Genomic DNA, 24,877 nt, shown 5'->3' on the forward strand with positions numbered 1-24,877 from the left:
TGCGATTGTGGCTGGCCTGATCAAAAGAAGCGATATCGACGAGGTGCGTTCGCGCACGAACCTCGCCGACATTGTTGGCGACTATGTCACCCTCAAGAGCGCTGGTTCGGGCTCGATGAAGGGCTTGTGTCCTTTTCACGAGGAGCGCAGCCCCAGCTTCCACGTGCGGCCCCAAGTCGGCTTCTATCACTGCTTCGGATGCGGTGAAGGCGGCGACGTTTACACCTTCCTGCAGCGCATGGACCACGTGTCGTTCTCCGAGGCCGTTGAGCGCCTCGCCGGTCGTATTAGTTACGAACTTCACTATGAGGATGGCGGTGCGGCGACCGATCACGGCAACCGCGCCCGCATCCTGGCAGCCAATCAGGCCGCCTCCGATTTCTTCGTCGCTCAACTGGCGAGCGCCGAGGCAGCTCCCGGTCGCAGTTTCTTGGGGGAGCGCGGCTTCGATCAGTCGGCGGCAGAGCGTTTCGGAATTGGGTTCGCCCCTCGTGGTGGTGCCCTCACAAAACACCTCAACTCTCTCGGATTTTCGTCCGACGAACTCGTGATCGCTGGCCTCATCGGCAAGGGGGAGCGAGGCGACTATTACGATCGATTCCGCGGCCGACTGGTGTGGCCCATCCGCGATGTCACGGGGCAGACGCTTGGTTTCGGTGCGCGTCGTTTACTTGAGGACGATAAGGGTCCCAAGTACTTGAACACTCCTGAGACGCCGGTTTATCACAAGAGCCAAGTGCTCTACGGGCTCGATCTTGCCAAGAAAGATATTTCGCGCGGCAAGCAGATCGTGGTCGTTGAGGGCTATACGGATGTCATGGCTTGCCACCTTGCTGGCGTCACGACGGCTGTTGCTACCTGTGGAACCGCGTTCGGTGTCGACCACATCAAGATTGTTCGCCGGATGATCGGCGACTATGACAACGCAGACACCACCGCCACGGGCGAAGTGATCTTCACCTTCGACCCGGATGATGCTGGCCAGAAGGCAGCAAACCGGGCGTTTGCCGAAGAGCACCGTTTCGCTGCGCAAACTTTTGTTGCGGTCGCATCTGATGGCCTCGATCCGTGCGATCTCCGGCTCAAAAAGGGTGATGGCGCTGTGCGGCGTCTTGTGAGCACGCGCAAGCCCATGTTCGAGTTCAAGATTCGCCGTGAGTTGGCGGTGCATGACCTCGAGACGGTGGAGGGTCGTGTCGCTGCCCTGCGTGCGGCGGCGCCGGTCGTGGCGGGCATTCGAGACCAAGCGTTGGGAATTGGTTACGTGCGCAGCGTCGCCGGCTGGCTGGGTATGGAGCCGAGCGAAGTTCAGGGCGCGGTGAACTCTGCCAAGCGTCAGCAGGCGCCGGCTACGGCTCCGAGTGTGCCTCAGCAGTCCGCTGCAGCGGCTGAAAGCATGGGTGAGCAGCCGCCGCAGGCTGGCCCGTCGATCATGGATCTCAAGACGGACGCATCCACACGACTGGAGCGTGACGCCTTGATGGCGGTGTTGCAGCATCCGGATGTCGTCGGGGACGATCTCATTCGAAAGCTCACGCAGATATCTTTCGCCGATAACAGTCTCGCCGTCGTGCGTGACGCGATCGCTTCACTGGTTGAGCGTGCACAGCTCCCGGGCTGGGCCTCAGCCGTTGCCGATGAAGTGCCTCAGTCGTTCTCGACTTTCGTCAAACAATTGAGCGTTGCGCCGATTCCGGAGCGCGAGGAACGAATCCCGATCTACTGTGTCCAAGTCGCTACAGACTTGGTCGAGCGCGATCTTTTGCGGCAAAAGCGCGAGCTGTTAGGGGTGCTTCAGCGCATGGATCGGGAGAGTGATCCCGAGCGCTATGTGCAGACGCAACGCGACCTCATGAGGATCGAAGCAGAGCGTCGCACTCTTCGTGAAGAAAAGTAGTCGTCGCTACTTAGTTGCGTTCGTGTAAATATCGGTCATTTGGAAGCCAACAACCTAGTGGTTAAGTCTCAGGTTGTGTTTCCATTGAAGTACTACAGTGCGCGGCACCTACAAACGTGCCGTCGCATTTACTGCACGCAACAGGAAGAGGTAGACGGATATGACATCCGCATCCAAGAACAGCAAGCGAATCCTTGCTGTAGTTGCCGGCTCAGCAGCGTTCGCGCTCGCTTTGACTGGCTGCCAAGCTGGAGGAGATTCCTCTAGCGATGGCGGTTCTGAGCCGCTTATCGTGGGCACGACCGACAAGGTCACGTTCCTCGACCCGGCCGGTTCGTACGACAACGGTTCTTTCGCACTGATGAACCAGGTTTTCCCGTTCTTGCTCAACTCCCCGCTCGGTACTTCCGATGTTGAACCTGACATCGCTGAGTCCGCCGAGTATACGAGTGACGACGAGTACACAGTTGTACTCAAGTCGGGCCTGAAGTTTGCCAATGGCAACGACCTCACGTCGTCTGACGTGAAGTTCAGCTTCGACCGCCAGGTCGCCATTGCTGACGAAAACGGACCTGCAGTTCTTCTCGGCAACATCGACAGCGTTGAAGCAGTCGACGACACCACAGTGGTATTCCACCTGAAGAATGGCAACGACCAGACGTTTGCACAGATCCTGTCGAGCCCTGCCGCGCCGATCGTTGACGAAGACGTATTCTCGGCTGACAGCGTTACTCCCGACGCAGATATTGTTGCGGGCAACGCTTTCGCTGGCCAGTACGTTATCGACAGCTACGACTTCAATAACATTGTGTCGTTCAAGGCCAACGCTGACTACCAGGGTGTTCTTGGTGCAGCAGCGACTGACAGCATCACGCTCAAGTACTACACCGATGCTTCGAACCTGAAGCTCGAAGTTCAAGAGGGTGGCATCGATGTCGCGCACCGCAGCCTTTCGGCTACGGACATTGCTGACCTCGAAGGCAATGACAACGTCAATGTCGTTGTAGGCCCTGGTGGAGAAATCCGCTACATCGTGTTCAACTTCGACACCCAGCCGTTCGGTGCAAAGACTCCTGAGGCTGACGCCGCGAAGTCGCTTGCCGTTCGTGGAGCCGTTGCTGACCTCATCAACCGTCAAGAAATCTCAGAGCAGGTTTACAAGGGCACCTACCTTCCGTTGTACTCTTACGTTCCCGAGGGACTGACCGGCGCAACCGAGGTTCTGAAGGACCTCTACGGCGACGGTTCAGGCGGACCGAGCACCGAAGCAGCGCAGAAGCGTCTTGCGGATGCCGGTATTGAGACTCCTGTATCGCTCAACTTGCAGTACAACCCAGACCACTACGGTGAGTCTTCGGGGGACGAGTACGCGCTTGTTAAGAGCCAGCTTGAGGCCGACGGTATCTTCGAGGTCAGCTTGCAGTCGACCGAGTGGGTCACGTACGCCAAGGAGCGCACGGCAGATGCTTACCCCGCATACCAGCTGGGTTGGTTCCCTGACTACTCCGACGCCGATAACTACCTGACCCCGTTCTTCGGCGATGGCAACTTCCTCGGTAACCACTACGCGGATGCCGAAGTCAACGATCTGATTGTGGCTCAAGCAACCGAACTCGACCCTGCAACACGTGAGGGAATGATCGAGGAAATCCAGGCGAAGGTCGCGGCGCAGCTGTCGACCGTTCCGTTCCTTCAAGGAGCGCAAATCGCTGTAACGGGCAAGGACGTCACCGGAGCTACGCTCGACGGTTCGTTCAAGTTCCGCTACGGCAGCTTGGCAAAAAACTAGGGTAATTCGCCCCAGCTAGGCTTCGGTCTAGCGTTGTGACGAACAGGGGGTGGTCCACACACAATGTGGGTCACCTCCTCGTCTTCATTTTCTGCACGATAGGTAGGTATGTCGCAGTCTGCTCCCGCCGTGATTAATCCGGCACCATCACCAGCGCCCATCCGGCGTTCTCGGGGGATCACAAATCCTCTTGTACGTTTTCTGATTGTTCGTTTCCTTCTCATTATTCCTACGGTGTTCATCCTCGTAACGATGGTGTTCGTGTTGATGCGCTCGATTGGTGATCCGATCACGGCTGCCCTCGGTGGCCGCCTCACCGCGGCTCAACTTGCCGAGCGAATTAGCTCCGCTGGTTACGATCGCCCGATCCTTGTGCAGTATTTCGAATACCTGGGTCAAATCTTTACCGGAAACTTCGGTACGGCGATCACTGATGGTCGCCCGGTTTCTGAACTTCTCGTGACCTACGGCAGTGCAACGCTCGAGCTCGCGTCGTACGCGATTCTTGTCGCTCTTATCTTCGGTATTCCGCTCGGAATGATCGCGGCATACTTCCGCGACAAGTGGCCAGACGCAGTGCTGCGTGTTGCCGCGATCCTCGCCTATGCCACCCCGGTTTTCTTCGCCGGGTTGCTGCTCAAACTGGTCTTCGCTGTGTGGCTCAAGGTGTTGCCGGTCGCCGGCCGGGCATCCACCCGCACGGAACTGCAGCTCACCGCTATGGATGACGCGTCGGGGATCTATCTGATCGATGCGATCCGGTTGGGAAGCCCAGCGGCAGTTGGCGACGTGCTGTCTCATGCTGTGCTGCCGGGTCTCGCACTCGGTCTGCTCACCGCCGGCATCTTCATGCGTCTGGTCCGCACCAACGTGATCGGCTCGCTGTCGATGGATTACGTAGATTCTGCCCGTTCGCGGGGAGTCAGCGAGTTCCGCTTGGTACGCAAACATGCTTACAAGCCAGCGCTCATCCCGATCATCACGGTGATCGGTCTGCAGATCGCTCTCTTGCTTGGTGGTGCAGTGCTGACAGAAACCACCTTCGAGTGGAAGGGCCTCGGCTTCAAGCTCGTCGAATATCTTGGCGCTCGTGACTTCGTTGCGGTGCAGGGCATTGTTGTTCTGCTTGCCGTCATCGTGGCTCTTACTAACTTCATTGTCGACATTATTGCGGCGATCATCGACCCGAGAGTGAGGTACTAATCATGGCTACGACTTCCTCTCGATTGGTCCAGATCTGGCGGCGTTTACCCGTCGTTCGCCAAGTACGTCAGGCCGTTGGCTTGCAACGCGGAATGCTTGTCGCCGGTCTTATTTTGACCGGAATTTTCCTGCTTACGGCGCTCTTCGCGCCGCTCCTTGCGCCCTATGGTTTCGCGCAACTGCGTGACGACGATGGCACGTTCGGTGCCCAAGTCCCTCCGGGTGGCCAGCACATTCTCGGTACCACTGTCGGCGGCTACGATGTGCTCTCTCGGGTGATCTGGGGATCGCGTACCGCGGTGCTCGTCATTGTTGTTGCGGTTGCGCTGTCGATCTTTGCCGGCGTGCTCCTCGGCCTCGTCTCTGGCTATCTGGGGAGCTGGCTTGACCGGGTTCTGGTCGTCATTTCTGATGCCGTTTACGCCTTCCCGACGCTGTTGCTTGCGATCGTCGCGGCAATCGCTATTAGCGGTGGCCGTTCCAGTTTCTGGGGTGGCGTCTTCGCGGCGGCGATCTCCATCACGGTCGTCTATATTCCGCAATATTTCCGGGTAATCCGGGCCGAAACGGTGCGAATCAAGTCGGAAGCCTATGTGGAGTCTGCAAAGGTTCTTGGCGCGAGTACACCTCGCATCATGTTCCGTCACGTGTTCCGCAATGCAACGCGTACTCTGCCGTTGATCTTCACTCTGAACAGTTCAGAAGCAATTCTGACGCTGGCAGGACTCGGCTTTCTCGGTTTCGGTATTGAACCGTCCGCGGCTGCGGAGTGGGGCTATGACCTCAATAAGTCGATCTCGGATGTCACGAGCGGTATTTGGTGGACGTCACTGTTCCCCGGTTTGGCTATCGTGCTCGTCGTGCTCGGAATCACTTTGGTCGGGGAGAGCCTGAACGACCTTGCGGACCCGCGACTGCGTACACGTCGCCGCGCCGACCAATCGGCGCCGGTCCTCGAGACATCGGCTCTGAGCACTGTTGACCTTGACGATGACGGAACACCGATCGATCCTCTGGAGGCTCGCTCATGAGCGACATTGTTGAGATCACGAATCTCGAAGTAACCTTCGCGACCGATAGCGGAGATGTAAAAGCTGTTGATGACGTGTCGCTGACTCTCGCTCCTGGCGAAGTGTTGGCAATTGTTGGCGAGAGTGGCAGCGGTAAGAGCGTCACGGCAAAGAGCATTCTTGGGCTGTTGCCTGAGACTGCGGTCGCGCGTGGCGCGATCCTGCTTAATGGCAAGAATGTGGTCGGGATGTCTGGAAAACGGCTGCGGGAGTTGCGTGGCGTTGACGTTGCGATGGTATTCCAGGAGCCGTCTTTGGCTCTCAACCCCGTGTTCACGGTCGGCTGGCAGATTGCAGAAGGCATTCGGGCGCACGGAAAGGTCAGCAAAAAGCAGGCGCGCGTCAAGGCAATTGAGATCTTGACCAAGGTGGGCATTCCGGAGCCGGAGAAACGGGTCGACTTCTACCCGCACCAGTTTTCTGGCGGACAGAAGCAGCGTGTGGTCATTGCGATGGCACTCGTGCTTGAACCTGAGTTGATCGTTGCTGACGAGCCGACCACGGCTCTGGATGTCACCGTTCAGGCCGAAATTCTCGATCTGCTCCGGCGGTGTCGTGATGAGTTCGGGGCTGCGATCATCCTGATCACTCACAACATGGGTATCGTCGCTGATCTTTCTGATCGAGTCGCTGTGATGTATCAGGGCAAGGTTGTCGAAGAGGCACCGGCTCAGGAGCTTTTCGATTCGGCGAAACACCCGTATACGCAGAAGCTGCTCGCTGCCGTTCCCCGCGTGGGATCCGGTGCCGCGCGTGCTGCGGCGCGAGTCGTCGACCGCCAGAAGGCCGGCGGTAGCGACATCGTTGAGCCCGTGGTTGTGGCGAAAGATCTCAAGATCTCCTTCCCTGGGCGTATTGGTCAGCCACGGTTCCGCGCGGTTGATGGTGTGAGCTTCAGCATTTCGCCTGGCGAGGTGCTTGGTCTGGTGGGGGAGAGCGGATCGGGTAAGACCACAATCGGTCGCGCCATTGGCGGGCTCAACAAGGTCACCGGTGGTTCGCTTCAGGTGCTCGGTCACGAAATGCTTGGCTTCAAAGAGCGCAAGTTTCGTCCCCTTCGCAGCGATATTGGGTTTGTGTTTCAGGACCCGGCATCAAGCTTTAATCCTCTACTCACGATCGCGGAGTGCGTCGCGGAGCCTCTGATCGTTCACGGTCAGGCCAAGGACCCCAAGGAAGCTCGTGGTCGCGTCAACGAACTGCTTGAGGCTGTTCAGTTGCCTCGCGCATTCGCGGATCGCTATCCGCACGAATTGAGCGGTGGACAACGTCAGCGCGCAAGCCTTGCCCGTTCGCTCGCCTTGCGGCCTCGACTTCTGATCGCCGATGAGCCAACCAGTGCGCTCGACGTCTCCGTGCAGGCAAAGGTCCTAGAACTGTTTGCTGATCTCCAGCGGGATCTCGGATTCGCGGCTTTGTTCATCAGCCACGACCTCGCGGTCGTTGACATGCTGTCTGACCGAATCGCGGTGCTCTATAAGGGACAGCTGGTTGAGGAGGGCGTTGGCTCGGATGTGCTTCAGAATCCGCAACATCCGTACACGCAACGCCTGCTCGCCTCGCTTCCGGTTCCCGATCCACGGGAGCAAGCTGAGCGTCGCGAAGCACTGCGGTCGCTCACTGACGTAGATTATTGAGGTGACTTCCTCTCAGCCCACAGTGAGCGCGCGTGACTTGTCGTTGCGCTATCCGTCGCGCAACCCCGAAACGCGGTCAGTTGCTGTCAATGGACTGAGTTTTGAGATTGCCGCCGGCGAAGTGCTGACGGTGGTTGGCGAGAGTGGCTCGGGAAAGAGCACTCTTGCCAAAGCGGTCGCGCTTCAAGCTGAAACCGGTGACTACGGATCTCCCATGTTCAGCGGTGGACAACTGTCCGTGATGGGTACCGAGTTGAAATCGGTGAGTCGACGCAAGCGCGATCGGCTCAGCCTCAAAGTTGGATACCTGCCTCAGGATGCCGGCAACCACCTCAATGGTCGCCTCACTGTGGGGGAGAACATCGCCGAACCCATCTTCATCCGTGATCGGCGCTTCAACCAGCGCGAGGCGGCTGAGGCGGTGGCGACGCTGATCGACACCGTGCGGCTGCCACTGGCGATCATGAATCGCTACCCCTATGAGCTGAGCAAGGGGCAGCGTCAGCGCGTTGCGATAGCGCGGTCGATGATCCTCGAACCGCAGCTGCTCATCGCCGATGACCCTACAGCGGGAATTGACGTGAATGTTCGCGCCGCGATTCTCGATCTGATCGTTGATCTCCAGCGCGAGCGAGAATTCTCCGCACTGCTTGTCACCGCCGACCTTGCGGCAGTCCGTCGCGTGTCGACCAACATCGCGGTTATGCACCGCGGAATCTTGGTGGGTATCGGCGAGGTCGACGAAGTCTTGTCCGACCCTTGGCATCCTTATGTTCGGGGACTCGCCAACTCACTCGTGGAGCTTAAGCGTGAGCAGAACTGAACCTTCAGTAGCGTCGAATTCACTGTGGCTTGTCGGAGGATTCGGCGCCGATATGGCCTGCGAGTCTGAAGGAATCTCTGTTATGCGCAGTCGTGCGGATGGTTCCCTCGAACTTTCCCACGTAGCGGTAGAAGTACCCTCGGCATCGTTTCTCGTGGTTGACGGCGATCGCGTTTATTCGACGCTCGAGGGCTCGGGCCAGGTTGCCGCATTCGAGCGTGTTGGTGACACTCTCAAGACTGTAGACACCGTAACCAGCGGTGGACAGTATCCCTGCCACCTGACCGTCCAGGGCAACGCGGTGATCGCGGCGAACTACGGAACCGGAACCTTGGGCGTAATCGCGCGGTCATCAGATTCGAAGTCAGGTGTGGCGGCGTTGGAACACAAGCACAGCGAAGCTCCGACAGGTTCGGGACCACGACCGCAGCAGGATGGCCCGCACGCTCATTCGTCTTTTTTCGTTGACGATCACACCCTATTGACCCTCGATCTTGGCGCAGATCGCATCCGAATTTTCGACTACAAAGACTTCGCACTGAGCGAAGTGGATGAAGTTATCTTGCCCGCCGGATTCGGCCCACGTGACATTGTGGCCCGCCCCGGAAACCTGTTTTATGTTCTCGGAGAGCTCGGCCTCGGTTTTCTCGTTTTCGAGTGGCGAGATCGTCAGCTGCACCGGCTGTGCGCAGTTGCGCTGCCAGGGGCGAGCGAGGGCGACCAAGCATCCGCGATCGCAATATCTGCGGACGGAAGACACGCCTATGTGGGGGTGCGTCGCAGCAACCTCATTGCGATCCTCGCGATTGCCGAAGACGGCCGCAGCGTTGCCCCTCTCACCGCCGTCTCGTGCGAAGGGGATTGGCCGCGTCACATTGTCATGGACGGCGACGTTTTACATGTGAGCAACCAGTTTTCTCACTCGGTGGCCAGTTTTCGCATCGATGAAAAAGGAATTCCGAAGCTGATAGCCCCGCCAGCCCGGGTTCTTTCGCCGACATACCTTGCGCGAATGTCGTGATGGTTTTTCAACTGCTGAATCGTTTGCTAAAGTAGTTCCGTTGCACAGTGATCCTCGATAGCTCAATTGGCAGAGCAACGCACTGTTAATGCGTAGGTTCTTGGTTCGAGTCCAAGTCGAGGAGCTTATGAGTCCCGGCCACAATGTGGCCGGGACTTTGTGCATTCCGCCCGCGGCTTTTCGTCTGATGTATGCCCGGGCGGGGGAACGCGAGACACCCGCCGCCGCATACTCCCTCAGGAGTACCGAAGGCTGCGCCGCCGAGCCGATGTGAGGCGGCTGAACGGCTACTAGCATCAGAGCATGCCCTCATCCGCTCGATCCTCTCGTACAGCCAGCGCGATGGCTGACGCGGTGATGCGTGGGCACGGCTTCGGCTTTCCGCCTACGCGCCGCTCAACAGTGTTACGGCGTTGGGTGCCGGTGATTGCTTCTCTGATCGTGCAGGTGCCGATCACAGTGATTAGTGTCGTCAGCTCCGAAGATTTCGGGCTTGCGGGCGTTGTGCTCGTGTTGCTTTCAGTTCTCGGGCCCGCTCTGTTGTTTTGGGTTCGCCGATACCCTGGACCAATCGTTGCGGTGATGGCGGCCGCCGCTGCCAGTGATTTCCTGTTGGGCTATTCGGCGATCTCGCCTCCCTATTTAGCGCTGGCATTCGCGATCGTCATTGCGATTTCGCGCGGTGCGCGCTCGTGGACCTGGATTTCATTGATTGTCGTGTGGGAGGCAACACTATTAGCGGCCCTTCTGGTCGGCATCGCGCTCGAGCCTGCACGCATTATTGTGACGACGCTTGGCCTCCTGCTAGTTCTGGGGGTTGCGGAATCGTATCGACGTCGTCGCGAACAGTTTGTGCAGTTTCAGGAGGCGTTTTCTGTTCGACGGGAGGCTGAACTTCAGGCCGAACGGGTGCGCATTGCCCGCGAGCTGCATGATGTTTTGGCCCATTCGCTCAGCCAGATCAATGTCCAAGCAGGAGTGGGGCTTCACCTCATGCACAAACAGCCTGAGCAGGCTGAGGCTGCCCTCGCGAGTATCAAGAGCTCGAGCAAAGACGCCCTTGATGAAGTTCGGTCACTCCTAGGGATGTTGCGCGCAGAAGGAGTGGGTGGCGATGGCAGCCACAACGAGGCTGTGCCGCCGGTGCCGGAGCCGAACCTATCGCGGCTACCCAGCTTGGTCGAGTCAGTGCGGAGCCAGGGGCTCGATGTGCGCTTTGTGTGCGAAGTCTCTGCCGAGGCACCGACCGCAGTGCAGCTGGCCCTGTACCGAATTGTGCAGGAATCACTGACGAACATTGTGCGCCATGCCCACGCCAGCGATGTGAACGTCAGTCTCCGGCGCGATGACGGCGACTATCTCGTTACTATTGCCGACAACGGCATCGGATTCGACGGTGCTGTCGACCGCGAGGGGCGAGGCTTGCTAGGTATGCGTGAACGAGCCGAATTGTTGGGTGGCAGTCTTCAGGTGAGCCGAACGCTCACCGGCGGTGCTCTGGTGACGGCCCGCATTCCGAGTCGACAGACATCCGCATGATTCGAGTTGTTATTGCTGACGATCAGCAGCTGATCCGTGCCGGCTTTCGTAGCCTCCTCGATGCCGAAGATGACATCGAGGTTGTAGGCGAGGCTGGCACCGGCACTGAAGTGGTTGATGTTGTGCGCCGAATGCGCCCTGATGTTGTGCTGATGGACATTCGGATGCCCGACGGCGATGGGCTCTGGGCAACAGAACAAATCGCTACCTTTCCTGAACTTTCTGGCACCAGCATTGTTGTGGTGACGACCTTTGAGATTGACGAGTATGTTGCTCGAGCAATTCGTGCGGGGGCCAGCGGATTCCTCGTCAAAGACACGGAACCCGTGGAACTGATTCGCGCGGTGCGAGTTGTCGCGTCCGGCGACGCGTTGTTGAGCCCCGGCGTGACCAGACGGCTCCTGGAACGGGTTGCTCGCGGTTCGCAGGCGACGGTGGATGCCAGTGCGCTCTCGGTAATCACCGGCCGTGAGCGCGAAGTGCTTGCCTTGGTGGGGCGCGGCCTCACGAACACTGAAATCGGAGCCAAACTCTTTCTCAGTCCGCTCACGGCCAAAACTCATGTTTCGCGCATCATGGCGAAGCTCACGGCGCGGGATCGTGTGCAGCTGGTTGTCATCGCCTATGAGACCGGCCTTGTCCCTCTCGGGCGGGCGGTGTGACTGGCGGCGTGGCGGGTGGCGTGACGGGTGAACGGCCGCGACGCTCTCCCGAGGTTTCGGCAGCGATCCGGTCGAGCTTTGCGGTCGGGCTCGCTGTCGCCGCGTATGGCATTTCGTTCGGCGCACTCGCGGTCGCTGCAGGGTTGGATGTCTGGCAAACCTGTGTCTTGAGTCTTCTCATGTTCTCCGGCGGCTCCCAATTCGCTCTCGTGGGTGTCATCGCTACGGGAGGCGCGTCCGCGGGCGGAGCGGCGATTGCGAGTGCTGTGCTCCTCGGCACCCGCAACTCTCTCTACGCTCTGCGAGTGGCACCGATGATTGGTCCTGGCCTGGTTAAGCGGCTGCTGGCGGGGCACTGGACCATCGACGAGACCACGGCCGTCGCTACGGCGCAGCCCACACTCGAAAGCCAGCGTGCCGGATTCTGGTGGACAGGGATCATCATCTACGTGGGCTGGAATCTGACAACTCTGCTGGGGGCACTGATCGGCGATCAGCTCGGCGATGTCAGTCAGTACGGGCTGGATGCTGCCGCAGCGGCAGCGTTCTTGGGTCTCCTGTGGCCCCGACTGAAGCAAGTGCAACCGATCGTGGTCGCGATTGGTGCCGCAGTGGTTGCTGCGGTGTTGATGCCCGTTCTTCCGGCAGGGATCCCGGTGCTCGCGGCTGCTCTCGTTGCCGTGGTCGTTGGGCTTACTAACCTTTTCGGTACGCGCGAAAGCGACCTTGCCGAAGCGGAACCTGACCCGATGGGGGAGCGATGACGATCTGGAATATTGTGCTGCTCGCATCCATTGCGGTGTTAGCGCTCAAGCTAGCGGGGTTCGCCGTGCCAACGGCGTGGTTCGAGAAGCCGACAGCGGCACGACTGGCTAACCTGCTGACGGTGGCGCTGCTCTCAGCACTCGTTATTGTGCAGACGTTCGGTACCGCTCGCGGTTTCGAAGTGGATGCTCGACTGCCCGCCATTGTTGTCGCTGCAGTGCTGTTCGCACTGCGGGTGCCGTTCATCCTCGTTATTATCGCGGCAGCACTTGTCGCTGCGGGAATTCGCGCGTTTACCTAGGCGTCGAGCTGTTCTTCGGTGGGAAGCCACGAATTGCCTGGCTGGCCCCAGCCTTGCTTACGGATCGCCTTCGCGGCGGCTTTGACCTCTGCTCCACGCAGGCGATCGGAGTACAAGACGCCGTCGAGGTGGTCGTATTCGTGCTGGAAGATGCGAGCGAGCCAGCCGGAGGCTTCGATTTCGAACGGCTTCTGATCAAGGTTTACCGCACGAAGGATTACGCGATCGGCACGCATGAGACCGAATCGTTCGCCGGGAAGGGAAAGGCACCCTTCCTCATCCGCTTCGCTTGGCTCAAGTATTGGCGTGGTGCTCTGCCAAAGTTCAGGGTTGATAGCCACCCCGCGCCAATGGGTATCGTTCTCGTCGATCCAGTCATAGACAAAGATTCGGAGACCGACTCCGACCTGAGGAGCGGCAAGGCCAACACCGGGGGCCTCTTCCATGGTCTCAAACATGTCGGCCACAAGCGTGCTGAGCTCGCTATCGAAGGCCGTTACCGGTGTCGCGGGAGTGTGGAGCACCGGTTCGCCGGTGATGATGATGGGAAGAACGGCCATGCACCCAGAATATCCCGGTTCAACCGAGTACATTTGACGGGTGCCACCGGACATTCTTGAGCTCACCGATCAGATCAGTCTCACCCCATCGCAGGCTGTCGGCATTCCGCTCGCTCTGATCGGCGCCGTACTTCTATCGCTTGGGGCACAGTTTCAACATCGTGGCGTTGCGCGAATGGAAAAATTTCACGGTACTGAAGCGAGTTCTGGGCTTAATTTCGGGCAAATTAGAGCCTTGTTGGCTCGACCATCGTGGGTTCTCGGCACCACGTTCCTCGGGCTTGCGATCGTCTTCCAGCTCTCGAGCTTGGCGATTGCGCCCATCATGGTTGTTCAGCCGTTAGGGGCGGTTGCCCTCGTGATGACGGCCATCATGAATTCACGACTAACCAAAATTCGCTTGGATGCCATCTCAATCCGCGCAATAGTGATGTGCGTTGCGGGCGTCGGTGCCTTCGTCGCGATGGCCGCCACGTTCGCGAAATCGACGCGAGTGACGGAACGTGAACTGTCGATTGTGCTGATTGTTTTGGTCATCGTGCTGGCATTGTGGATCACGCTCTTTGTCATCTTCCGCAAGAACGCGTCGCCGGTGTTCTACATCTTGGGAGCCGGAATGCTTTTCGGTTTCGTTGCAACGCTCGCCAAGGTCGTCATTGATCGAATTAAGACGATCATGATTTTCGGATCAGGTCTTGAGAGCACTGACCTTCTGACCGCGTTGTGCATTGTGGGGCTAATCGCGGCCTCGTTGCTTGGTTCTTACTTTGTTCAGACCGCATATGCTTCCGGGCCACCCGATTTGGTCGTGGCGGGGCTCACCGTCGTCGATCCACTCGTCGCTGTCTCTGTCGGCATCATTGTGCTCGGCGAAGCGTCGAATGCGCCAATGTGGGCGGTGGTCGCCTTTGTGATCAGCGGCGCTGTAGCCATCTGGGGCGTCTTTTTGCTTGCGAAACACCACCCGCAATTGAAGTCGTAGCTTTCCCGACCCCCGGTGGAGCGACCCGCGCGTGCAGCCGTGGTGAGGTACCTTATTAGGTGCCCTCGGACTCACCGGGTCTTAAAGCGCGCTGGCTCATGATGCAAAATTGTTAAGGAAATCTTCGACTGTGACTTCCGCTGTGAAACGCTCGCCTCACGAGGGCAAACCGCGACTTCGCATCCTGATCGGTGCCGACACGTTCTGGCCTCAAATTAATGGGGCGGCCACGTTCATCGCTCGGCTGGCTGCTGGCCTCGCCGAGCGCGGACATGACGTGCATATCGTGGCGCCGTCGTACTCCAACAACACCTTGGGCACGATGGTTGAGGAACATGAGGGTCAGAAGGTGACCCTCCACCGTCTCTATTCGTGGCAATGGCCCGGTCACCCGTGGCTACGATTCATGATGCCGTGGCGCGTCAAGCAAAACTCAGCACGAATTCTCGACCAGGTGAAACCTGACGTCATCCACTTTCAGTCACACATCATCGTGGGCCGCGGGATGACGCTGGAGGGCGGCAAGCGAGGCATTCGACTCGTGGGTACCAACCACTTCATGCCCGAGAATCTGTTGGATCACGCGTTCATCATCCCCAAGTTTTTGCGTCGCAAAGCGATCCGGATGGGCTGGGCAGCCGCGGGTCGTTCGTTCGCGCGTGCCGCGTCGGTAACCACTCCGACGCGTCGGGCAGCGGAATACCTTGAAGACAACACCTTGATTCGCAACGTGGTTGCCGTTTCTTGTGGCATCAATGCTGATGGCTACAACGGAAACCTCGACCCCAAGCCTGAAAACTTGGTGGTGTTCTTGGGGCGTCTGTCTGACGAGAAACAGATCGACAAACTCATTCGGGCAATATCGATCATGGATCCTGCGCTCGAGACAAAGCTGGAAATTGTCGGCGGGGGAGAGCTCGAAGGCAAACTCCGGGCCCTCGCTGCCTCCTTGGGCCTCGCAGATCGCGTGACGCTCACCGGTTTTGTTGAGCAGGACCAACTGCGTGACGCTCTGCAACGTGGTTCTGTGTTCGCGATGCCGTCTATCGCCGAACTGCAGAGCATCTCCACCATGGAAGCAATGGCATCCGGATTGCCTGTCGTTGCGGCAAACGCGATGGCATTGCCACATCTCGTGCGCGACGGTGAGAATGGCTTCCTGTTCGATCCCACCAGCGTCGAAGACCTTGCCGAAAAGCTGACCCGCGTGTTGACAATGCCGGCGGATGAACTTCTCAAGCTGAAGAAGGGGAGCCTCGCTATCGTCGCGTCCCACGACATCCAGCGCACGCTCGACACTTTCGAGAGCATGTATCGCGGCGAAGAAGTCACTGACCCCGCTGCGCTAGGAAAAGCAAGCGAGAGCGCCTCCTAATCGGAGACGCTCTCGGCTGAGCGACAGCTCACTCACGCAGGCGTGGAGCCTACTTCTTTGCGGGGGTACGATTTTCTGCGGAAACCATCCAGGCATACTGCTCGAGGGTTTCGATGATGGCGTGGAGCAGATCAGCGCTTGTGGGGTCTTCTTCATCGATCGGGTCGTGAACCTCACGGATGGTGGCCACCGTTCCTTCAAGGCGTTCGGTGAGCAGATCGATGGTGTCTGTAGTGCTGATCTCACCCGCCGGAAATTCAGGAAGCGTCGTTGTGACAGCTACCGTGTCGCTGCGGCCATCCGGTGTGGCATGCAGCGCGCGCATCCGTTCGGCGATGGTGTCGCTAAACCCCCGGGTCGCTTCGATGATTTCGTCGAGAACGAGGTGCGTGTCGCGGAAGTTCTTACCGACGACATTCCAATGAGCTTGTTTGCCCTGAAGCTGCAGTTCGATCAGGTCAACAAGTACCTGCTGCATGCGGTCAGCAAGCGCTTTCGACGCGACGAAACCGTGCTCGGCGTTCTGTTGGCGGGTTTTACGAGCCCCAGATTTGGCTGGACTCTTGGTCTGCGCTTTCTGCGAATCAGTCATAAGCCAAACGTAGGAGCGCTGGATGAATGATTGCTCAAAGTTTTTTGTGAGGATGCCGAACAGCCGTGCGAACGGACGACCACTTTGCCGGTAACGTAGATACGCGTTCGCACTAGTGCGGACTCGGGGCGGTAGCTCAGCTGGTTAGAGCAGCGGACTCATAATTGCTTGTTCCACGCAAAATACGCACGCGAACTATGGGATTTTGGCGGCAAGTGCACCCTACGGTGATCCCTATATTTTTGCCGGTTCTTCTCCCGTAACCAGCGGAATTTTTCCATCGGTTTGACTCTCAGTGACAGATTCCGAACCGCTGATGACAGTCGGCGAAATCGACTATTGACGCCTCGCAACAGCGCATGCGGCACCCGCAAAGCGGGTTTTGCCGACTACAACGGTCTTGTGCAGTCCAGTGTCCGTGCTCGCAAATTTTTACCTCGAACCGATCCGTGAGCGGCCTCGTCTCAGGCTTCTGCTCGTGCTAGAGGTGCGCTAAAGTCAGGATGTCCAGCACTGTAGTGAGCGGTGCTCAAAGATGAGTGAGGGAACCATGCTTACGCGCATAGAGAAGATCAGTGGAACTGGGCTATTGCATCATGCGACGGGCGCAAATCTGAAGCTTGAGCCTGTGTCTCTTATCTACGCGCAAAATGGTCGAGGTAAGTCGACGCTCAGCGCGGTCCTTCGCTCGGTTGCAACTGGTAATTCCGACGAAATATTATGTCGAAAGACCATCGATGGAACCAACGATCAGACCGCTAGGCTCCAGTTTCAAAACGGGCAACGAAGCATCTTCGCGAATGGCATGTGGGACTCCACCCGTCCCGAGTTGCTCATCTTTGACACTCATTTCATCGAAAGTAACGTTTATTCGGGCGTGAGCGTTACGACCGAGCACCGTCGAAATTTGCTCGATTTTGCTATCGGAAATCGCGCTGTCGACGCTCGTCAAACGGAAGAAGCTGCGGCGTCGACTCTTCAGGAATCCAAGGACGCCTTGCAATCCGTTAGGGGGAAGATCGAGGCGTTAGCCCAAGGATTGTCGGCCGAGCAGTTCGAGGTGTTGCCGCAAGTCGCCGACATCGAGGTAAAACTAGAAGCCTTAAAAACACTCCGTGCCGACGCGGAGCGTTCTGAAATCATCCTTGAGCAGGCTTTGCCGTCGCGCCTGTCGAAAGTGAAACTCGACGTCGACCAAATTTTCGAAATTCTCAACACCCAGCTCGAAGGAATTGAGACAAATGCAGAAGCCGTGGTGCTTGAGCATCTTCGTTCTCTCCGTGGCGAGTCATCATTGGAAGAGTGGGTAAGTGAAGGCCTTAGTCACCAAGTGGGCGACTCTTGCCCATTCTGCGCGCAATCGACTTCTGGTGTCGAATTGGTCGAAATGTACCGGGACTACTTCAACCAAGAGTTTCTAAATTTTAAGAAGGAAATCTCGGTTGGAAGGGCTGCCGTTGAGCTCGCAACGGATGATGGTGCCGCCGCGAACTTTCGTTCCGAGCAGACAGCGCTAGGCAATCAGATACGAATGTGGAATGTCTTAGTCGGGCAGAGTTCGTTAACCTCCTTGGACGATTCGGAATTCGAGACTCTTTTGGCCGCGGTAAATCGAAAGTTGTTGGGACTGTTCGACGTAAAGATTCAAAACCCTGCCAGCCAGCCGGGAAGTGAGGGCGCAAAGGCTGAGGTCGCGATGCAACTGGATATGTGCAATTCGATCATTGAGTCTCAAAACGCGGTCCTCGAAACCAACGAGATTGCTATCAATGCCTATCGAGCCGCGCTTGCGGGCGCTTCCGTTGAGATGATCGACGGCCAGATTGCATCCCTTGAACAAACGATCGTTCGTTTCGATTCGGCGACTGCTGGTTTCTTCTTAGAGTTCGAAGCTCTGAAGTCCAAAGTGGCGGCAGCGGAACGAGCAAAGTTGGAGGCTCGATCGGCACTCACTACCATCATGTCGGCGACGCTTGACGCGTACAGCACGAGTATCAATGGGATTCTTTCCAAGCTCGGTGCTGCTTTTTCCATCCAGAGTTTGAGCAACAACTTCCGGGGCGGAACAGCCCGTAGCAACTATGAAATTTCGCTGCGAGGGCGGGCTGTCGGCCTTAGCGGCGGGGAGCCCGCGTTTGATACAGCGTTGAGCGAGGGGGACAAGCGCACGCTCGCTTTTGCATTCTTCGTTGCGTCTGCGCTGGCAGATCCAGACTTGGCTTCGAAGACTCTCATTATCGATGACCCTGTTAGCAGTTTGGACAGACATCGTAGAGAGAGCACTATTGCGCTTCTCAGTAGACTGGCGGATGCAAGCGAGCAGTTGATCGTCCTCGGGCATGACGCCGTGTTCTTGCGTGCCCTTCGCGACTCGTTGAATAAGTCTGCTGAGCGTTCTATCGCTGAGTTGGAGATTCAGCACGTTGGCTCGGCCTACTCAGATTTCGCTGCGTTTGATCTCGACATCGAATGCGAGACTCCCTATTACAGCGATTATCGAGCCGTAAGCGACTTTGTTCAGGGACGGTCGCAGGACGCTTCTGCGGCAGCCAAGGGTCTTCGTCCGCTCCTGGAAGGGCACTTACACCGCCGTTTCCCTGGTCTTATCCCAAATGGCCGTATGTTGGGTAGCTCGATCACGGAAATAGCTGCGGCCACACCCCCTAGTCCGCTTGCTCTGGTCGCCCCGTGGGTTCCAGAGCTTCGCGAATTGAACGACTTCGCAAGCGGCTTCCATCACTCGACGGAACACGCGCGTCAATTGGAGCCAGCCGATGATGCCTCAGTCCGCTCTTTCGGGGAGCGCGTCCTCAACATGATTCACGGGGCCCCGGTTCCGGAGTTCTAATCCGTTTTCAGGTGCAGCTGGTGTGAGAGTAGGTGCTGGAATCTTCATGAGCCCGTATCATCCGTACATTACGAGTAGGGCAATTGCTCCTGCTGCGGCTCGTATCGAACCGAGTGGTCCAGAAAGGGCGGATCAGTTCTTGGCCTTCGCGAGGGCTTCGAACCAATAGGATTGTCTGCAAGGGGTGGTAGCTCAGCTGGTTAGAGCACCCGGCTCATAACCGGGCAGTCGCGGGTTCAAGTCCCGCCCACCCTACAAGCGCCCATAACGGGCGAATCCCCTGAAGCAAGTGCGCATTGTCGTTCCATCCGAACTTTGGGAGCTCTTTCGGCCGCACGAGCAAGCAGGTGGTCTGTTTCCGGCGCGTCTCGTGTCGGTTACCGCGAGAGTGCCGATTCGACTGCGACGTAGATTTGCTTCGGCTCCGGCTCATGGCTCGTTGCGGCCGCTCGTGACCTTGGTCACTTTTCGCGCGGTGGTGCTCGCAGTGCGCTACTCGGACCGCGAGCAGGTGCACCCTACGGTGCACCCTACGCTACGACCCCGTACGACCCCGTACGGGGGTCTCAGCGGAACGCAATCCAGCAAACCGCTGCAAGAACCACGTAAACCAAGGGATCTCGAAAGTGCTCGCTATGGACTCATAATCCGTCGGTCATGGGTTCAAGTCCCATCCGCCCTACGAATATGGCTCTGGATCTGTGATATTTCAGAGTTTTTGGCCTTCGCGTGGGAGGCTGAATTGTCCGGATACACGAAACCTACGCCCCGACCTACGCTTACAGGGATGCGGCGCGTGACAAGAAGCTTCGGGAAACTTTGGCTTTTGACGGATGCGGTCCGCCGTACGTCTAGGGATTTCCGGCGCAAAAATGGGCAGCGGCTAAAAGCCACCGCCCATTCGTTTTTTTGCTATAGCGCCTTGCGACGGCGAACCATCGTGAAGAGCGCGGGGATGCTGCCGAGCGCGAGAAGCGCGGCGGCTAGCCATGCAGTCGCACCTGTAGCTGAGCCCGTGGAGGCCAGTGCGTCGCGATCTGATGTCGGAACGATGGTCACGCCATCGTCTGTGTCGCCGACTCCGGGATCGCCATCGCTAGGATCTGTCGGATCAACCGGTGGCTCGCCGCCGTCAGTTACCTCTGCTTTGTAGAGGCCCTGCGTGGTGCGGCCTTCGGCATCGGTGATGCGGTACGTGATCAGCGACGAAGCGCCAACGTAGCCCGAGGCGGGCGTGAACACGATGTCGCTGCCCTCTACGGTGAACGTGCCGACACCGGGTGTGGCGAGCTCAGTGACAGCGTCTCCCGCGGCGTTGAGTAGCTCTGTTGCCGTTGCGATAACAACGTCACCCGAACCTTCATCGGTCGGACTTGGCGCGAAGCGCTGGGTCTCGTCGATGTCGCCGTGGGTCAGACCCGAGTCGGTGAGGATGCCGCACTCGAGCCAGGTCAACGTGACGGTACCGTCGAAGCTGCCCTGACCTCGACTTACCGGGATGAGACCCAAGCTCGATGAGACGCCCAGGGCTGAGGCTGGGTTTCCGCTCGGCGAGTTCTCATTGACATAGCTAGCGCCGCCGCCGCCACCACCGGCGGAAGAATCGCCGCCGTAGGTAGCAGCGCCGCCGCCACCTCCGAAGTAGCCGCCACCTCCGCCGCCACCGGTTGAGTAGTCGTTGGTGTCATGTGCGCGACCGTTGCCTCCGGCGCCACCCTGATTACCTGCGCCCGAGAACCCGGCGAGCAGAGCCTGCTCGGAAGCGGGTACGTCGGCTACTCGAGCCGAGTAAGTACCGCCGGCGCCACCATCTGACTCTTGGCCACCCTGGCCGCCGCGAACCATAGAACTGTCGATGTCATCGGCGCCGTCTTCCCCATTGCTTCCGGCAACTGCTCCGGCGCTCGTCGGGAGACCTGCGTTTCCACCATCTGAAGTAGTTGGAATGGTTGGGCCGAAGCCGATCCCACCGCCACCACCGGCAACGATCAGTTCCATGCCGCCGATGGAGATGGAAGTTGCTCCTCCACCGGACCCACCTGTGTGGGTACCTTCGACACCTCCATCGCCACTAAAGCCGAGACCTCCGTGGCCTCCGTTGCCGCCATTGGGCCAACCTCCCTGGGCTGCGGGGTAAGCGCCTCGGCGTCCGGCCCCTGGTTCACCAGCGCCGCCGACCTCTGCGGAGATTGCCATGCCGGGTGTGACCTTGTAGGTGGCGGTGATGTCAGCGCCTGCGCCGGGGTTGAGTGGCGGAAAGGGGAAGGGTGCCGCCCCGCCGCCACCACCAACTGCGTTGATCGTGACACCGCAGGCTGCGCCCGGAACGACAGATGTGTACTGATCGCCGGTGAAGGTGATGGTCTCGGCGGCTGGCGCCGGTGCAGCGCTGGCGGCTGTGGCGCCTGTTGCAACGAGCACAGCGGCTAAGCCGAATGCGCTCCCAGCGGCTACGACGCGTCGTTGTTTGGGCGTGGCTGTTTTCACTTGATACTCCGATATTCGGTCGTGCTGGTTGATGGTTGGTTAGGCCATGAGCTGATGGTCTTCGTGAGCTGAGTTCGTCTCATTCGTGAAGATGCGAACAGGCTGTGTTTCTTGAGCTTTTTTCGAAATAGAAGATGCGGCCAGCCTATCGGGAATCGCGGGCCGAGTCAGCGCGTGAGTGAGACGCTTGTGATGCATGTGTGAATTAATCGTGATTGCTGCGCGAAAAAGCGCAGCTGCTATAAGCCGTAAGGACCCCTCTGCAGTTCGTGGACGTCGCAGAGGAGGTTGACGATCTCGGTGCATTTCTCGCTGGGCTCTAATGTGGGGCCGGCTGAAGGTGCTCGTAGAGCGTTTGGCGGGTAACGCCGAACTCGCGCATGAGTGCTCTTTCGAACTCTGCGAGCGCTCGGATCACGGAAAGCAGAAAGGTGACCATCGCGGTGTCATCACAAGTGGAGGTCAGGTTCTCTTTCACGAATCGCACCTGGACCTTCGTGACGGCGAGTTGTCGAACGATCGCTTGGAGGTCGTCGAGGTTTCGAGCTAGGCGGTCCATCGAGCGGACCAGGACTGTGTCGCCGTCGCGGGTGAAATTGATTAGCTACGGCGCTAGGAAACTCACGCGCGGGTAATCCGGCAGTTTCGCCGCGAAGAGTAATGAGCTGTCCGCCGATGAGCCTGCGCTCCGGACCTTGTACAACGTCGACGGTGCCCGGTTGTGGATTCTCAGACGAGAACTGATTGGCTCGATTACCGCGAAAAGTCACGTGTTGCGAGTGACCGGTTAGCGGGACGAGCGAGCCGAAGCCGACGGTAGGCATCGCCCTCGCGACGCGTGTCTACTCCTTGCTCGCTACGACAGAGAGAAATAACAACAACAGCGCCCAAAATGGCTACTTTGTAACGTCAGATGACACCGGAGCTGGTGCTTGACTCATCGAGTAGCGGTGACCGTCGATCAGTAGACCCGCGCATAGAGAATTGGGCATTTCGACGGCTTCAGTGGGCGGCCTTCACGAAGCAGTCGGCCGAAGAATCAGGCGTACGGAGTCTTCCGGTGCCATTTCCGCGTAGAAGACGCATTCGGTGATCGTCAGGCTTGGGGGTACCAAACGCTCGAGGCTGTCGGGCAAGTAGCGAGTGTCATGAAGCTCTCCGTGGTCATTCGACGTGGCTCCCGCCCATAGGCCGTGGAGAATGAGGCCGCCGGGCTGGAGGATTTCGGATTGACGAATCAGCGAGAGCCGGAGTTCTTCGCGGGTCAGGTGCTGAAGCACCTTGTTGCTGTAAATGGCATCGAAGCGTCGGGTGGTGTTGATCGTGACTGCATCAAGCCGTTCAAGCTCGATGCCGGGCCGGAGGCGTCTGTACCTGTCAAGGAATGCTTGGGAGAGATCCGACCCGACGACCGTGTATGTTTTGGCGAGCATGTCGAGGTCAACTCCCGGGCCCATGCCCAATTCGAGCACACTAGAGCCCGGTTTGAGCAGCTGGGTCAGCCGTTCGACGTGGGTTCGTCCGTCATATCCTCGAGCCATTCTCGTGTAGGCGTGGATGCCCTCGGTAGTGTCATACATGCTCGCGCCAGTCATGCTCGGTTCCATCGCTGTGTTGCGATCTCATGCACGATCGATTCAACACACTCGGCGCCCTGGGCGGCGGCTGCGACAATTCCGCTAAACCCGGTCTTGGCATCGCCAACCACGTAGAGGTCAGCAACGTTCGTCGCCCCTGCTTCGCTAATGTCCAATGCCGTTGTTCCCCAGTCAGTAGGCGAACTGGTGACTCCGAGCGACTGCGCGAACGTCGTGGTCGGATGCGAATACTCATCGCTGATGAAGCCAGCGTCGCGTTCGATTCGTTCACCGGACTCTAGTTCGACGGCGACTAAGCGCCCGTCGTGCGCCTCAAGGCTCCGGATAGGTTCGAGATAAACAGGAACATCGTGTGACGTAAGTGCGTTGAGCGCCTCGGGTTCAATGGTTGCGCCATTGGTGAAGACCGCGAGGTCTTTGGACCACAACCGGATCATCGGCGCATAGTGAATGGCCATTTCGCCGCCAAATAGCGCCAACCGTTCGTTGCGGTGCTCGAACCCGTCGCAGAATACGCACGGATACACGCTCTTGCCATACACAGCTTCTATGCCGGCCAAACCCAACAGTTGCAGGTCATCGGTATAACCGGTAGCGATCACCAGTTTTCTGGTGCTCAGTACGCTGCCATTGGAGAGTGAGACTTCGAACCCCTCGGGGACCCGGCGAGTCGAAGTCACGGTGTCATTGATGTACTGAACGGTGCCGTAGGCAGCGAGTTGGGCTTTCGCGGTCTCGAACAGCTCACTCGGATGGGCCCCGTCTCGGGTGAAGAACCCGTGTGAGGCGTTCGTGACGGCATTGCGAGGGGACTCGGCGTTGACGACGACTGTGTCGACTAGGCTGCGCCCCGCGATGAGCGCCGCGCTCATGCCTGCGGGACCCCCGCCAATGATCACAAGGTCGAGGATATTGAGGTTGGGAAGTTTGGTGCTCATGAAAATTCTCCGTCGTTTGCGGCAAGAGTATGACTGTTGGTCATTCGAGTATGACCGTCGGTCATTCGTTCTGCAACTCTGCTATCGTGAGAGCCATGGAACCCTCCGAAAAAGCCCAACTCACCGGCCGGTTCCAACCCCCCGAGGTCCGTCGTCGCCAAATTCTTGACGCTGCTGCCCGGCTGGCGGTCGACGCCGGTCTCGCTCACACCTCGATTGCAATGGTCGCGGAGGCCGCGGGAATCGCCAAGGGGTCGATTTACCTGCACTTTGCGTCACGGCAGGAGCTCTTGGCCGCGCTGCAAGCCGATCTCTGGACGCACATGCTTGAACGACCCGCCGAGATCATCGCGGATCGTGGGTTGACCTGGACTGAAAAACTCGACGCTGTGATTGAACATTGGATGCGTTTCGAAATTGACTCGCACGAGCTCTATCACGCTGTATTCCACGCGGTAGCAAGCGAGACGGAAGAGCCGTTTGAGGCGGCGCGGACCTTGCTGGCCGAGATCGTCGACGAGGGGAGCAGCTCGGGCGAATTCGACCTCGAGGGTCTGGATCCCCAGACGGTCGTTGAATTCCTTCTTCACGCATACAGCGGAGCCTGCCTCCACCACACCGATGCCCTAACCACGATCGTTGATATCAAAAAGCTCTTCCGTCGAGTCGTCGGAGCAACGCCGCAAGTCCGTTGACGGCGAACTTCAGATCAAGCTCGATCGCCACGAGAGCAACCGCTACGCCGGTGAGCGCTCTTCGACGCCATCGATTGTTTGGTCGAGGGGGCGCT

The 24,877-nt window shown here is 58.5% G+C and carries 21 protein-coding genes and 2 tRNA genes; 17 read left to right on the top strand and 6 right to left on the bottom strand.

Annotation, left to right across the window (positions count from 1 at the left end):
- The first annotated feature begins 7 nt into the window (after positions 1-7).
- The 12 genes from dnaG (at position 8) to FFT87_RS08500 (ending at position 12,707) form a co-directional block, all read left to right on the top strand.
- Complete coding sequence (gene dnaG / locus FFT87_RS08445; RefSeq protein ID WP_219948314.1) at positions 8-1,897, top strand: DNA primase; 1,890 nt, start codon at positions 8-10, stop codon at positions 1,895-1,897.
- Positions 1,898-2,057: 160 nt separating this feature from the next.
- Entirely contained in the window at positions 2,058-3,686 is a 1,629-nt protein-coding gene (locus FFT87_RS08450; protein WP_219948315.1) for an ABC transporter substrate-binding protein, read from the top strand.
- Between the two features lie 108 nt (positions 3,687-3,794).
- Entirely contained in the window at positions 3,795-4,889 is a 1,095-nt protein-coding gene (locus FFT87_RS08455) for an ABC transporter permease (RefSeq protein ID WP_219948316.1), read from the top strand.
- 2 nt (positions 4,890-4,891) lie between these two features.
- Positions 4,892-5,920, top strand: coding sequence for an ABC transporter permease (locus tag FFT87_RS08460; RefSeq protein WP_219948317.1), 1,029 nt, complete (start codon positions 4,892-4,894; stop codon positions 5,918-5,920).
- A complete protein-coding gene (locus FFT87_RS08465) occupies positions 5,917-7,596 on the top strand; it encodes an ABC transporter ATP-binding protein (protein ID WP_219948318.1) in 1,680 nt (559 codons plus the stop codon). Before FFT87_RS08460 ends, FFT87_RS08465 begins: the two co-directional genes overlap by 4 nt.
- Position 7,597: 1 nt before the next feature.
- Positions 7,598-8,419 (top strand): ABC transporter ATP-binding protein, encoded by an 822-nt coding sequence (locus FFT87_RS08470; RefSeq protein ID WP_255558968.1) that lies wholly within the window; start codon positions 7,598-7,600, stop codon positions 8,417-8,419.
- Entirely contained in the window at positions 8,406-9,440 is a 1,035-nt protein-coding gene (locus FFT87_RS08475; protein WP_255558969.1) for a beta-propeller fold lactonase family protein, read from the top strand. The genes FFT87_RS08470 and FFT87_RS08475 overlap by 14 nt, the downstream gene beginning before the upstream one ends.
- Positions 9,441-9,491: 51 nt before the next feature.
- A tRNA-Asn gene (locus FFT87_RS08480) sits at positions 9,492-9,564 on the top strand.
- A 179-nt stretch (positions 9,565-9,743) separates the two neighbouring features.
- A complete protein-coding gene (locus FFT87_RS08485; protein ID WP_219948320.1) occupies positions 9,744-10,979 on the top strand; it encodes a sensor histidine kinase in 1,236 nt (411 codons plus the stop codon).
- Positions 10,976-11,641 (top strand): response regulator transcription factor, encoded by a 666-nt coding sequence (locus FFT87_RS08490; RefSeq protein ID WP_219948321.1) that lies wholly within the window; start codon positions 10,976-10,978, stop codon positions 11,639-11,641. The genes FFT87_RS08485 and FFT87_RS08490 overlap by 4 nt, the downstream gene beginning before the upstream one ends.
- Positions 11,638-12,405, top strand: coding sequence for an AzlC family ABC transporter permease (locus FFT87_RS08495; RefSeq protein WP_370628545.1), 768 nt, complete (start codon positions 11,638-11,640; stop codon positions 12,403-12,405). The genes FFT87_RS08490 and FFT87_RS08495 overlap by 4 nt, the downstream gene beginning before the upstream one ends.
- Positions 12,402-12,707 (top strand): AzlD domain-containing protein, encoded by a 306-nt coding sequence (locus FFT87_RS08500; RefSeq protein WP_219948322.1) that lies wholly within the window; start codon positions 12,402-12,404, stop codon positions 12,705-12,707. The genes FFT87_RS08495 and FFT87_RS08500 overlap by 4 nt, the downstream gene beginning before the upstream one ends.
- Here the strand turns inward: FFT87_RS08500 and def are convergent.
- A complete protein-coding gene (gene def / locus FFT87_RS08505; RefSeq protein ID WP_219948323.1) occupies positions 12,704-13,267 on the bottom strand; it encodes a peptide deformylase in 564 nt (187 codons plus the stop codon). The genes FFT87_RS08500 and def overlap by 4 nt on opposite strands.
- A 40-nt stretch (positions 13,268-13,307) precedes the next feature.
- On the opposite strand from def, the gene FFT87_RS08510 reads away from it, so the two are divergent.
- Together FFT87_RS08510 and FFT87_RS08515 are read left to right on the top strand one after the other, a co-directional pair.
- A complete protein-coding gene (locus FFT87_RS08510; protein ID WP_219948324.1) occupies positions 13,308-14,249 on the top strand; it encodes a DMT family transporter in 942 nt (313 codons plus the stop codon).
- A gap of 130 nt (positions 14,250-14,379) precedes the next feature.
- The gene (locus tag FFT87_RS08515; protein WP_219948325.1) at positions 14,380-15,624 is read left to right on the top strand and encodes a glycosyltransferase; all 1,245 of its coding nucleotides are present in this window, start codon (positions 14,380-14,382) and stop codon (positions 15,622-15,624) included.
- Positions 15,625-15,673: 49 nt separating this feature from the next.
- Here FFT87_RS08515 and FFT87_RS08520 read toward each other — a convergent pair whose 3' ends face one another.
- The gene (locus tag FFT87_RS08520) at positions 15,674-16,216 is read right to left on the bottom strand and encodes a Dps family protein (RefSeq protein ID WP_219948326.1); all 543 of its coding nucleotides are present in this window, start codon (positions 16,214-16,216) and stop codon (positions 15,674-15,676) included.
- A 535-nt stretch (positions 16,217-16,751) separates the two neighbouring features.
- Between FFT87_RS08520 and FFT87_RS08525 the strand changes: the two genes are divergently transcribed.
- Entirely contained in the window at positions 16,752-19,064 is a 2,313-nt protein-coding gene (locus tag FFT87_RS08525; protein ID WP_219948327.1) for an AAA family ATPase, read from the top strand.
- 181 nt (positions 19,065-19,245) lie between these two features.
- Positions 19,246-19,319, top strand: a tRNA-Ile gene (locus FFT87_RS08530).
- A gap of 657 nt (positions 19,320-19,976) precedes the next feature.
- On the opposite strand, the gene FFT87_RS08535 is transcribed toward FFT87_RS08530, so the two are convergent.
- From FFT87_RS08535 to FFT87_RS08550, 4 genes are all read right to left on the bottom strand, one after another.
- Positions 19,977-21,551: a hypothetical protein gene (locus tag FFT87_RS08535; protein ID WP_219948328.1), complete on the bottom strand. Its 1,575-nt coding sequence runs from the start codon at positions 21,549-21,551 to the stop codon at positions 19,977-19,979.
- A 319-nt stretch (positions 21,552-21,870) separates the two neighbouring features.
- A complete protein-coding gene (locus FFT87_RS08540) occupies positions 21,871-22,110 on the bottom strand; it encodes a recombinase family protein (RefSeq protein ID WP_219948329.1) in 240 nt (79 codons plus the stop codon).
- Positions 22,111-22,567: 457 nt separating this feature from the next.
- Positions 22,568-23,146 carry a trans-aconitate 2-methyltransferase gene (locus FFT87_RS08545; protein ID WP_219948330.1) on the bottom strand — a complete coding sequence of 193 codons (579 nt, stop codon included), beginning with the start codon at positions 23,144-23,146 and terminating at the stop codon, positions 22,568-22,570.
- Positions 23,143-24,087 carry an NAD(P)/FAD-dependent oxidoreductase gene (locus tag FFT87_RS08550; RefSeq protein WP_219948331.1) on the bottom strand — a complete coding sequence of 315 codons (945 nt, stop codon included), beginning with the start codon at positions 24,085-24,087 and terminating at the stop codon, positions 23,143-23,145. The genes FFT87_RS08545 and FFT87_RS08550 overlap by 4 nt, the downstream gene beginning before the upstream one ends.
- Before the next feature lie 95 nt (positions 24,088-24,182).
- On the opposite strand from FFT87_RS08550, the gene FFT87_RS08555 reads away from it, so the two are divergent.
- Positions 24,183-24,782, top strand: a complete 600-nt coding sequence (locus FFT87_RS08555) for a TetR/AcrR family transcriptional regulator (protein WP_219948332.1) — start codon at positions 24,183-24,185, stop codon at positions 24,780-24,782.
- Positions 24,783-24,877: the final 95 nt, after the last annotated feature.

This window comes from Salinibacterium sp. M195 (assembly GCF_019443965.1).
Taxonomy (GTDB): domain Bacteria; phylum Actinomycetota; class Actinomycetes; order Actinomycetales; family Microbacteriaceae; genus Rhodoglobus.

Bases quoted from the DNA above. Each gene is read 5' to 3' on its own strand.
- FFT87_RS08450 (WP_219948315.1), top strand. From the start codon at position 2,058: ATGACATCCGCATCCAAGAACAGCAAGCGAATCCTTGCTGTAGTTGCC.
- FFT87_RS08455 (WP_219948316.1), top strand. From the start codon at position 3,795: ATGTCGCAGTCTGCTCCCGCCGTGATTAATCCGGCACCATCACCAGCG.
- FFT87_RS08460 (WP_219948317.1), top strand. From the start codon at position 4,892: ATGGCTACGACTTCCTCTCGATTGGTCCAGATCTGGCGGCGTTTACCC.
- FFT87_RS08465 (WP_219948318.1), top strand. From the start codon at position 5,917: ATGAGCGACATTGTTGAGATCACGAATCTCGAAGTAACCTTCGCGACC.
- FFT87_RS08485 (WP_219948320.1), top strand. From the start codon at position 9,744: ATGCCCTCATCCGCTCGATCCTCTCGTACAGCCAGCGCGATGGCTGAC.
- FFT87_RS08490 (WP_219948321.1), top strand. From the start codon at position 10,976: ATGATTCGAGTTGTTATTGCTGACGATCAGCAGCTGATCCGTGCCGGC.
- FFT87_RS08500 (WP_219948322.1), top strand. From the start codon at position 12,402: ATGACGATCTGGAATATTGTGCTGCTCGCATCCATTGCGGTGTTAGCG.
- def (WP_219948323.1), bottom strand. From the start codon at position 13,267: ATGGCCGTTCTTCCCATCATCATCACCGGCGAACCGGTGCTCCACACT.
- FFT87_RS08520 (WP_219948326.1), bottom strand. From the start codon at position 16,216: ATGACTGATTCGCAGAAAGCGCAGACCAAGAGTCCAGCCAAATCTGGG.
- FFT87_RS08525 (WP_219948327.1), top strand. From the start codon at position 16,752: ATGAGTGAGGGAACCATGCTTACGCGCATAGAGAAGATCAGTGGAACT.
- FFT87_RS08540 (WP_219948329.1), bottom strand. From the start codon at position 22,110: ATGGACCGCCTAGCTCGAAACCTCGACGACCTCCAAGCGATCGTTCGA.
- FFT87_RS08545 (WP_219948330.1), bottom strand. From the start codon at position 23,146: ATGACTGGCGCGAGCATGTATGACACTACCGAGGGCATCCACGCCTAC.
- FFT87_RS08550 (WP_219948331.1), bottom strand. From the start codon at position 24,087: ATGAGCACCAAACTTCCCAACCTCAATATCCTCGACCTTGTGATCATT.
- FFT87_RS08555 (WP_219948332.1), top strand. From the start codon at position 24,183: ATGGAACCCTCCGAAAAAGCCCAACTCACCGGCCGGTTCCAACCCCCC.